Annotated in this window: 11 protein-coding genes; 3 read left to right on the forward strand and 8 right to left on the reverse strand. The window is 64.8% G+C overall.

What is annotated here, in order from left to right; genetic code table 11:
• Positions 1-126: 126 nt before the first annotated feature.
• The gene (locus tag B3873_RS03145; protein ID WP_286863991.1) at positions 127-483 is read right to left on the reverse strand and encodes a hypothetical protein; all 357 of its coding nucleotides are present in this window, start codon (positions 481-483) and stop codon (positions 127-129) included.
• 360 nt (positions 484-843) lie between these two features.
• Here B3873_RS03145 and B3873_RS03150 point away from each other — a divergent pair, with 360 nt between their 5' ends.
• Positions 844-2,049, forward strand: coding sequence for a threonine ammonia-lyase (locus tag B3873_RS03150; RefSeq protein ID WP_039782897.1), 1,206 nt, complete (start codon positions 844-846; stop codon positions 2,047-2,049).
• A 33-nt stretch (positions 2,050-2,082) separates the two neighbouring features.
• Here B3873_RS03150 and B3873_RS03155 read toward each other — a convergent pair whose 3' ends face one another.
• The 4 genes from B3873_RS03155 to B3873_RS03170 are packed head-to-tail and all read right to left on the reverse strand — an operon-like array spanning position 2,083 to position 4,668.
• Positions 2,083-2,370: a DUF6587 family protein gene (locus B3873_RS03155; protein WP_286863993.1), complete on the reverse strand. Its 288-nt coding sequence runs from the start codon at positions 2,368-2,370 to the stop codon at positions 2,083-2,085.
• Positions 2,367-4,193 (reverse strand): ferrous iron transporter B, encoded by a 1,827-nt coding sequence (feoB, locus tag B3873_RS03160; RefSeq protein ID WP_286863994.1) that lies wholly within the window; start codon positions 4,191-4,193, stop codon positions 2,367-2,369. Before feoB ends, B3873_RS03155 begins: the two co-directional genes overlap by 4 nt.
• The gene (locus tag B3873_RS03165) at positions 4,190-4,435 is read right to left on the reverse strand and encodes a FeoA family protein (RefSeq protein ID WP_034332290.1); all 246 of its coding nucleotides are present in this window, start codon (positions 4,433-4,435) and stop codon (positions 4,190-4,192) included. Before B3873_RS03165 ends, feoB begins: the two co-directional genes overlap by 4 nt.
• A gap of 47 nt (positions 4,436-4,482) precedes the next feature.
• A complete protein-coding gene (locus tag B3873_RS03170) occupies positions 4,483-4,668 on the reverse strand; it encodes a hypothetical protein (protein ID WP_286863996.1) in 186 nt (61 codons plus the stop codon).
• Positions 4,669-4,916: 248 nt separating this feature from the next.
• On the opposite strand from B3873_RS03170, the gene B3873_RS03175 reads away from it, so the two are divergent.
• Positions 4,917-5,393: a hypothetical protein gene (locus tag B3873_RS03175; protein ID WP_286863997.1), complete on the forward strand. Its 477-nt coding sequence runs from the start codon at positions 4,917-4,919 to the stop codon at positions 5,391-5,393.
• Between the two features lie 14 nt (positions 5,394-5,407).
• On the opposite strand, the gene B3873_RS03180 is transcribed toward B3873_RS03175, so the two are convergent.
• Positions 5,408-6,307: a LysR family transcriptional regulator gene (locus tag B3873_RS03180; protein ID WP_209534901.1), complete on the reverse strand. Its 900-nt coding sequence runs from the start codon at positions 6,305-6,307 to the stop codon at positions 5,408-5,410.
• A gap of 149 nt (positions 6,308-6,456) precedes the next feature.
• Between B3873_RS03180 and B3873_RS03185 the strand changes: the two genes are divergently transcribed.
• Positions 6,457-7,725, forward strand: a complete 1,269-nt coding sequence (locus B3873_RS03185) for an MFS transporter (RefSeq protein WP_286863998.1) — start codon at positions 6,457-6,459, stop codon at positions 7,723-7,725.
• An 83-nt stretch (positions 7,726-7,808) separates the two neighbouring features.
• Here the strand turns inward: B3873_RS03185 and B3873_RS03190 are convergent, their stop codons facing one another.
• On the reverse strand, positions 7,809-8,165 hold the full coding sequence (locus B3873_RS03190; RefSeq protein ID WP_286863999.1) for a hypothetical protein: 357 nt from the start codon (positions 8,163-8,165) through the stop codon (positions 7,809-7,811).
• A 344-nt stretch (positions 8,166-8,509) separates the two neighbouring features.
• A partial coding sequence (locus B3873_RS03195) for a zinc-dependent alcohol dehydrogenase family protein (protein ID WP_286864000.1) occupies positions 8,510-9,287 on the reverse strand: 778 nt, incomplete at its 5' end.

The following is a 9,287-nucleotide window of genomic DNA, read 5'->3' on the forward strand; positions in this document are numbered from 1 at the left end:
ATTGCTTCCAACCAAAACTGGCGATTATCAACAAACCCTGCGCAGGGAATGGGATGACCGGAGCTTGCTGCAAGCAAAAAAAAAGCGCCGATAACATCGACGCTTGCTTCACGATATTGAACGGCTTCACACCGTCAACACCGAATGCCCGCTCTCGTTGAACGCGTCATACACCCGCGTGCACACACGGCAGAACAGATGGCTGCGCTTGACATGATGGTGGCGCAACACCAACTGCAGCGCCACGCCTTCACAATGCGGGCAAGCCTCGCGCATCGGGCCCACCGGCGTGACCTCGGCGGCCAGGAAGCCGTTGGGGGTCATGATGCCGTCCACGACTTCGCGCGGATCCAGTTCCACCAGTTTCAACAGCAGGGGTGTGGTGCGCTGGTAGTAGCGCGCGCGTTCGCGCGGGGGAACGAGGGGACTGAAGGGCAGGGGCGGGGACGATCGGACATCCGGTTGCCGGGTGGCCATGCTCATGGGTATCTCCTGGGTGAGAACTGCTGAGACTGTTCGGATCTGCGTGAGAAGGAAGGGCGCGCGCCACTTCCGGGTGCCGCATCCGGGCTGGCTGTTCTCTCCGGGTGGAAGCAGCTGGCGGCGCGACGAGTCTTTACTCTAGTCGGCGCTGCGGCGGACTTCAATGGCCACTTGCAAAGAAATTTTGTGTTGTCTGGACTGCAATTACTCAGGTACTGGTTATCATCGGCCAGACAAAAAATTACGCGACGGATTTTTGAATTTGCAAGCAGAACGGCCCATGACTTTGCTTTCGCGGCATCCTGAGCGGCTGCATGCCCGAACTGCTACAAATCACCCCATTGGCTCTACAATCTCAGCATGACAACGCTCAACGACATCGAAGCCGCCGCCCTGCGGCTGCAAGGCCAGATCCTGGAGACACCCTGTGTGGAATCGCGCACGCTGTCCCAGATCGTCGGCGCCCAGGTCTTCCTGAAATTCGAAAACCTGCAATTCACCGCCTCCTTCAAGGAACGCGGCGCCTGCAACAAGATGGTCGACGTCGCCGCCAGCGAAGGCGGCGCGCGCGGCGTGGTGGCCATGTCGGCCGGCAACCATGCACAAGGCGTGGCCTATCACGCACAGCGGCTGGGCTTGCCAGCCACCATCGTGATGCCGCGCTTCACGCCCGGCGTGAAGATCGAACGCACGCGCGGCTTCGGTGCCAATGTCGTGCTGCATGGCGACACCCTGGAAGCGGCCCGCACCCACGCCTACGAACTGGCCGAAAAAGAGGGCCTGACCTTCGTCCATCCCTATGACGATGAAGCCATCATCGCCGGCCAGGGCACGGTCGCGCTGGAGATGATGAAGGCGGTGCCGGACCTGGATTGCCTGGTGGTTTCCATCGGCGGTGGCGGCCTGCTGGCCGGCATGGCCGTGGCCGCGCGCGCCATCAAGCCGGAGATCGAGATCGTGGGCGTGCAGACACGCCGCTTCCCGACCATGTTCAATGCCGTCAAGGGTACGGAACACCCGGTCGGTGCCAGCACCATCGCCGAAGGCATCGCGGTCGGCACGCCCGGCACGCTGACCCGCGCCATCATCGCGCGCGAAGCCGACGAGCTGCTGCTGGTCGATGAAGGCGATATCGAACAGGCTGTGCTGATGCTGCTGGAAATCGAAAAGACCTTGGTGGAAGGGGCGGGTGCCGCCGGACTGGCAGCGCTGGTGCGCTATCCGGACCGCTTCCGCGGCAAGCGCGTGGGGCTGGTGCTGTCGGGCGGCAACATCGATCCGCTGTTGCTGACCGCCATCATCGAACGCGGCATGGTGCGCGCCGGACGCCTGGCCCGCGTCAAGGTCAGTTCACGCGACGTGCCCGGCACGCTGGCGCGCATCACCGGCATCGTCGCCGAAGCCGGTGCCAACATCGATGAAGTCCACCATCAACGCGCCTTTACGCTCTTGGCCGCGCAGAACGTGGATATCGAACTGGTGCTGCAAACCCGTGGCCGTCCGCATCTGGCGCAGGTGCTGCAAGCCTTGCGCGCGGCCGGCTTCGAGGCCGAAGAACTGCACTGACCGCAAGCCTCGCCGCCGCGCCGGATCCCGGGTTCAGCGGCGGCGATGGAACCGGATCTTCTGTTCCAGCGGCGGCAGGGCATCACCGCTATCGCCACAGCCATCACACGCACCGCCACCACAGCCCCCGCTCTTGGCGGGCGGCAGCCACCGCCGGCCCAGGGCCTGCCACATCCCCGCACGACGACGAATCAGCCAGCTCGCCAGCCGCGCCTGCCAGCGCCAGCTTGCCGAGGGTGCCAGCTTGCGCAGCATGTAGAGCGCACTGGCCGTCACCAGCGCGGCAATGACCGCGTATTGCCACCACAGCGTGTGATTCATGCCAGCCACCTCGCGATGTTGTAGGTCAGGAAGGACGCAGCATACGCCAGCACGAACATGTAGCCGAAGGACAGCGCCACCATGCGCCAGGACTGCGTCTCGCGGCGGATGATGGCCAGCGTGGACATGCACTGCGGCGCAAAGGCGAACCACACCATCAGCGACAGCGCACTGGCCAGCGAGATGTGCGTGGCCAGCGCGCTTTGCAGCGCCGCGCCTTCTTCACCGCCCACCGCATAGACGGTGGCCAGGGTGGCCACGGCGGTTTCCCGCGCGGCGAAGGCCGGGATCAGCGACAGGCTGATCTGCCAGTTGAAGCCCAGCGGAGCGAACAGCATTTGCAGGCTGTGGCCGATATAACCGGCGATGGAATAATCGATGGCGGCGCGGGTCGCGCCTTCCGGTGCCGAGGGGAAGGTGCAGATGGCCCACATCAGCACCGTCAGCGCCAGCATCACGCCGGTCAGGCGCTTGAGGAAGATGGCGCCGCGTTCCCACAGGCCCAGCGCGATATCGCGCCAATTCGGCAGGCGATAGGAAGGCAGCTCCATCAACAGCGCGCGCTCCTGGCGCGCATTGCCGATGCGCTTGGCCACCCAGGCCACCAACATGGCGGCGGCAATCCCCGCCACATAGAGACAGAACAGCGCCAGCCCTTGCAGGTTGAAGATCCCCAGCACCGGACGATGCGGAATGAAGGCACCGATCAGCAGGGCATACACCGGCAGGCGCGCCGAACAGGTCATCAGCGGCGCGACCAGGATGGTCGCCAGCCGGTCACGCGGATCGGTGATGCTGCGCGTGCCCATGATGCCGGGAATGGCACAGGCGAAGCTGGAAAGCAGGGGGATGAAGGAACGTCCCGACAAACCCACCGAGACCATCAGCTTGTCCAGCACGAAGGCCGCGCGCGGCAGGTAGCCGGATTCCTCCAGCAACAAGATGAAGAAGAACAGCACCAGGATCTGCGGCAGGAAGCCCAGCACCGTGCCCAGCCCGGCCAGCAGGCCATCGGTGACCAGCCCGCGCAAGGGCCCCTCCGGCAGCCACTCGCCGACCACGCCGCCGAGCGTGCCGAAACCATCGGCAATGGCGTCCGTCATCGGCTTGCCGATGGCATACACCGCCTGGAACACCAGGAACATGGTCAGCGCCAGCAACAGCACCCCGAACACCGGATGCAGGGCCACGCGGTCGATCGCATCATCGCGGCGGTCGGTCGGGGCTGGCATCACCACGGTATCGGCCAGCAGGGCGCGCACTTCCACGTGCAAGTCATCCGGTTCTTCGGCGGCCGGGGAGGGCACGGGGGCCTGCGTATCGATGGCCGCCACCAGCGCGCGCGTGCCGCCGCGCCTGACCGCGATGGTCTCGATGACCGGCATGCCCAGGCGCTGCGACAGCGCCGCCACGTCGATGCGGATACCGCGCCGGGCGGCCGCATCCATCATGTTCAGCGCCAGCACCATGGGCCGGCCCAGGCGGCGCACCTCCAGCACGAAGCGCAGGTGCAGGCGCAGGTTGGTGGCATCGGCCACGCAGACGATCAGGTCCGGCACCGTCTCGCCGGGATAGCGGCCGGCCAGCACCGCCTGCGTCACGCGTTCATCAGGGCTCACCGATTGCAGGCTGTAAGCGCCCGGCAGGTCCATCACACGTACATGGCGTCCGGAAGGGGCGGTGAAGGCACCCGACTTGCGCTCCACGGTCACGCCCGCGTAGTTGGCGACCTTCTGGCGCGCGCCAGTCAGCTGGTTGAAGAGGGCGGTCTTGCCGCAATTCGGATTGCCCACCAGGGCGATGTTGAGGGCGGCGCTGCTCATGCCGCCGCTCCCGCAGCCAGCGTCACGCGCTCGGCTTCGGCACGGCGCAGGGCAAATCGCGTCGAGCCGATCTGGACCACGATGGGATCGCCGCCAAAGGGCGCGCTGGCCACCACCCGCACCGGTTCACCGCGCACGAAACCGAGGTCGCGCAGGCGCGCGGCCACGGCATCGGCGGGTTGAAGGTCAGTCACCTGGTCGACGATGGCACCGACCCCCTTGGCTAGTTCAGTAAGACGCATGGTTTTTCTTCTGATCAGGATTCAGGAACGATTCTCATTATATTGCTTCACCCTGATGAACGCCTGACGGCTGCTGACCGCCAGCGCCCCGCCCGGCCTTGTCCGGCGCGGCTGCGGCGATATGCCGCAGCCGCAGCCGCGCAATCCTCTCCAAAGTGTTGGATTAAAGATAATGAAAGAAACGCAACTTCATCATTTTCTTTTATCATCTGAACAATAATTTCGGCAATCATGTCGCTTCTTCGCCGAATCCCGTTGAAATTTCCATGCGTAAATTTTTGCAGCGCACTATACTTATTTTTGTTTCCGCAGGGAAATGCATGACCGGCTGCGCAGGCCGGATGACTGGGAGCCGGAAGGGCCGCGTGGGGGTGGCCAGGCCGGTGCGATCGATTCAAGCAGCTTGCACGGGACCAGGCCTGGCGGCCTGAGTGACAACAACAAGATGATTCCACATCCAGCAGGGCCCGCCGGATCCGACATGCCGCAGCCGATGCCGCTGCGCACGTTGCTGGCTGAAATCAGCGCATTGACGCTGCACGTACAGCAACTGAGCCGCATGGCTGGCGAAGCCAGCGCACTGATCGACAACAGCCAGAGGCCGGCACCCATTGACCCGGTACCCTTGCGGGCCGGGGGCCAGGATGACGAGGCCGATGCCAGCCCCGCCCATCCATCCGGCTCGGTGGACCTGGAAGACGCCATCCTGCGCATCTTCGACGAGACCTTCGGTCCGCGCACCGACACCCTGGAACGCCAGATGAGCATGAGCCTGATCGCCGAGATCGGCCCGGCCGCCTTCGTGCAGAAGGTGCTGTGGGGCGAGGAGATCAGCGACATCGCACTGACCATCGCGCTGGAGCGCATGCTGCCCGCGCTGGAACTGCTGGTGGAGGCGCATCCGCGCGCCTTCCTGCGGCAGGCCAACTCGGTGCTGGGGCGCTTCAAGTCCAACTAGGACTTTTATTCAACTCACTTGTCCGGCGCGCTGCGCTTGAGCGAACGCTGCAAGTGCGCCGCAAAGCGCGAGGCCGCAATCGACTGCCGGTGATACGCCAGCGACAGTTGCGCGCGCGGCGCCGGCTCGCGGATGTCGATATAGCGCACCTGGGCCAGTTGCACCTGTTCGATCGCCTCAGGCACGATGGAGATGCCCAGCCCCGCGGCCACCAGATTGATGGCCGAGGTCAGTTGCGGGGCCAGCTGGATCACCTGCGGATCGAAGCCGGCCGCCTGGCAGGCGCTGAAGATGTTGTCATAGAGTGCCGAGCCCTTGCCGCGCGGGACCATGATGAAATTCTCCCCGGCCAGATCCTGCAAGTGCAGCGACTTGCGCCGCGCCAGCGGATGCGAACGCGGCAGCGCCACCTTCAGTTTTTCCGCCGGCAGCTCGACCACGCCCAGCTCCGCCGAAGGCGTGGTGACGATGCGCACGAAGGCCGCATCCAGTTGTGAGGCAGCAATATCGGCCAGCAGCTGTTCGGTGATGCCTTCACTCAGGGAAATTTCCAGCTTGCGATGGCGTTCGCGGAATTGCTGCAAGGCGTGCGACACCAGCGGATGAAACACCGCCGACGAAGTAAATCCCATGCGCAACAAACCCACTTCGCCACTGGCCGCCTGCTGCGCGGCACGCAAGGCCTGCTCGGCATCGTCCACCGCTTTCTGTGCGTGCGGCAGGAACACGCGGCCGACCTCGGACAGCTCCACGCCGTGCGAGGTGCGCAGGAAGAGGGCACCGCCGATCTCGGCTTCCAGATCCTTGATCTGCATCGACAGCGGCGGTTGGCCGATGCCGACCTTCTCGGCGGCGCGCGTGAAACTGCGCTGTTCGGCCACGGCCAGGAAATAGCGGAGGTGTCGGAGTTCCATGTCGGGCGCCCTGTGAAGAGTGGCTGATATCTGTTTCATAGATGGCGAGCGTGCGTGCCATATATTGGACAATATAGCCGAATTATTCCAGACTGCCTCCCTCCACAACACACCCCGTGCGCCGGCCCATCCCTGGCGCGCGCATCGCCATGCAGTCCGTCTCCGACACCTCCACCACCGGCAGCAGCGCCCTCCACGGCAAGCCGGTCAAGCAACCCGGCACCGTTCTGCCGCGCGGGGCCGTGCGCGGATCAGCCGCCTATCGCAACATCGTTCTGGCCTTGTTCTGTTCCGGTTTCGCCACGTTCTCGCTGCTGTATTGCGTGCAGCCACTGCTGCCCGCCTTCGCGCAGGAATTCGGCATCGGTGCCGCGAGCGCATCGCTGGCACTCTCGCTGTCGACCGGTTTTCTGGCGGTGTCGATTCTGCTGGCCGGCATGGTGTCGGAACGCTACGGCCGCAAGGAACTGATGTTCGCCTCGCTGGCCACCGCGGCCTGCTGCAACCTGCTGGCCGGGGTGGCACCAAACTGGGAGCTGATCCTGGTGGTGCGTGCGGTGGAGGGCATCGCACTGGGTGGCGTACCGGCGGTGGCGATGGCCTACCTCGCGGAAGAAATCGATGCCAGCGGGCTGGGCTATGCGATGGGGCTGTATGTGGGCGGCAATGCCTTTGGCGGGATGGTGGGGCGGGTAGCAATGAGCACCATGTCCGAGCACATCGGCTGGCGTCATGCCATGCTGGTCATCGGCGCGCTGGATCTGGCGCTGGCGGTGGCCTTCGTGCTGATGCTGCCGGCCTCGCGCAACTTCGTGCGCAACGGCACGATGCAGTTGCGCGATCACGTCGCGCTGTGGAAGCGCCATCTGGGCCATGCGCGCCTGCCGCTGACCTTCGGCATCGCGGCGCTCAACATGGGCATCTTCGCCACGTCTTACAACTATGCGGGTTTCCGTCTGATGAGCCCGCCGTTCTCGCTCTCGGCCACGCTGACCGGGCTGATCTTCAGCGCCTACATCTTCGGCATCGTGTCCTCTTCCTGGGCCGGCTCGCTGGCCGACCGCTATGGCCGCGCACCGCTGGTGGCGGCCGGCATCGCCACCTCGTGCGCCGGACTGTTCCTGACCTGCACCTCGTCACTGGCGCTGGTGATCACGGGCATCGTGCTGCTGACCGTCGGTTTCTTCACCACGCATTCGGCCGCCAGCAGCTGGGTCGGGCGCATGGCCAGCAGCGGCCGCGGCCATGCGGCCTCGCTCTATCTGCTGTCCTACTACCTGGGCGGCAGTGTCCTCGGTTCGGCCGGTGGCTGGTTCTGGGAACACTCGGGCTGGAATGCGGTGGCGGCCTTCATGCTGTTGCAGGTGATGGCGGCGGCCTGGCTGGCGCGGCGCTTGTGGCGGCAGGGACGCAATTGAAAATGCCAACAGGCGAATAGAAGCGGACAAAAAAAATCCCCGGCCGCAGCCGGGGATAATCCTCAAGACCTCAGTCTGTCAAATTACGGAGTCTTGTCAGTCGGGGTGGCAGGCGAAGTGGCCAGGGCTTCATTGCGCTGAGCGGTGGAGTCCTTCTTTTCCTGCTTCAGCTGCGCCTTGGCAGCCTTCTTGTCGGCCTTGTACTCCTGCTTGGCGGCCTTCTTCTGCGCCTTGTACTCGGCCTTGGCGTCGGCATCAGCCTGGCGCTTCTGAACGAACGGGTCGTTCGACGGCACAGCCGACGGCGTGGTCGCGGTGGCGCTCATCGGCGCGGTCGGTGCAGCACCCACGGCGGTGCCGTTGGTCGGTGCATTCTGGGCCATGGCGCTACCGGCCAGGGCCATGAACAGGGACGAAATCAGGATGTGACGAGTCTTCATGCTTACCTCCTTGCGTTGTGTTTATCAAAAAGCCCGAGGCTTTCAGTAAGGTCGGGTCGCTGGATCGTTGATCCATGTCCATCACTATAGGCAGGCTTGCTGTTGCGCTATGTCGGACAAGGTCTGATTCTCAGCTTCCCCGATGCCGCAAATTGATGAGCGGTTTCGTGACCTGCCGCTCAGCTCCATTTGCGTCATGCGTGAAACTCTGAACGCATCCCGCACCACAAGGTTCGGAGGAAAGTGCAAGCGTCAGTGAGCGTTGCAAGCAATCGTAACAAGCGGGAACTGCCCGCCCGGCAAGGCTTGTACTCACTTTCCGGCGGGCATCACGGCAGCTTCGTTCAGCGATCCGCGCGCACCACCACCTTGCCGAAGGGCCCACGCTCCAGATGCGCCAGTGCCTCGGGCAACTGCGCGAATCCATATTCCTGTTCCACCACCGGCACCAGGCGCAGGTGATCCACGGCGCGCACCAGGTCTTCCAGCGCACGGCGGTGACCGACGCCGATGCCCTGGATGGTGTGGCGACCCAGCAGCAACGGGAAGATCGAAGTCTGCAACTGCGCATCCCCGAGCAAGCCGATGACCGACAAGCGGCCGCCTTGCCTGAGGGCCTGCAGCGAGCGCCCGATGTTCTCGCCGCCCACCAGTTCCAGCACATGATCGGCACCCCGTCCTTCCGTCAGAGCCCGCACCTCGTGCTGCCACTCCGGATGCTGGCTGCGCAGCAGGCCGTGCGTGGCACCCAGCGCCCGTGCGCGTTCCAGCTTGCCGGCATCGCCCGAGAGGATGATGGTGCGCGCGCCATGTGCCGCCGCCAACTGCACACCGAACAGCGCCACGCCGCCCGTGCCTTGCAGCACCACCGTCTGCCCGGCATGCAAGTGACCGTGCTCCACCAGCGCCATCCACGCCGTGAGACCGGCGCAGGGCAGGGTGCTGGCCTGCGCATCCGTCAAGTGCAATGGCGCGGCGACGGCCCAGTCTTCCTGCAGCAGCACGTACTCGGCCAGCATGCCGGGACCGGGTGCGCCCAGCGCCAGCGTGCCCTGCGGCCAGGGACCATCGAGCCAGCCGCCCCAGAACGTGGAGAGCACGCGCTGGCCCGCAATGAAACGC

This window comes from Herbaspirillum sp. UBA812, from assembly GCF_002296545.1.
In the GTDB taxonomy this organism is placed as follows: domain Bacteria; phylum Pseudomonadota; class Gammaproteobacteria; order Burkholderiales; family Burkholderiaceae_D; genus Herbaspirillum; species Herbaspirillum huttiense.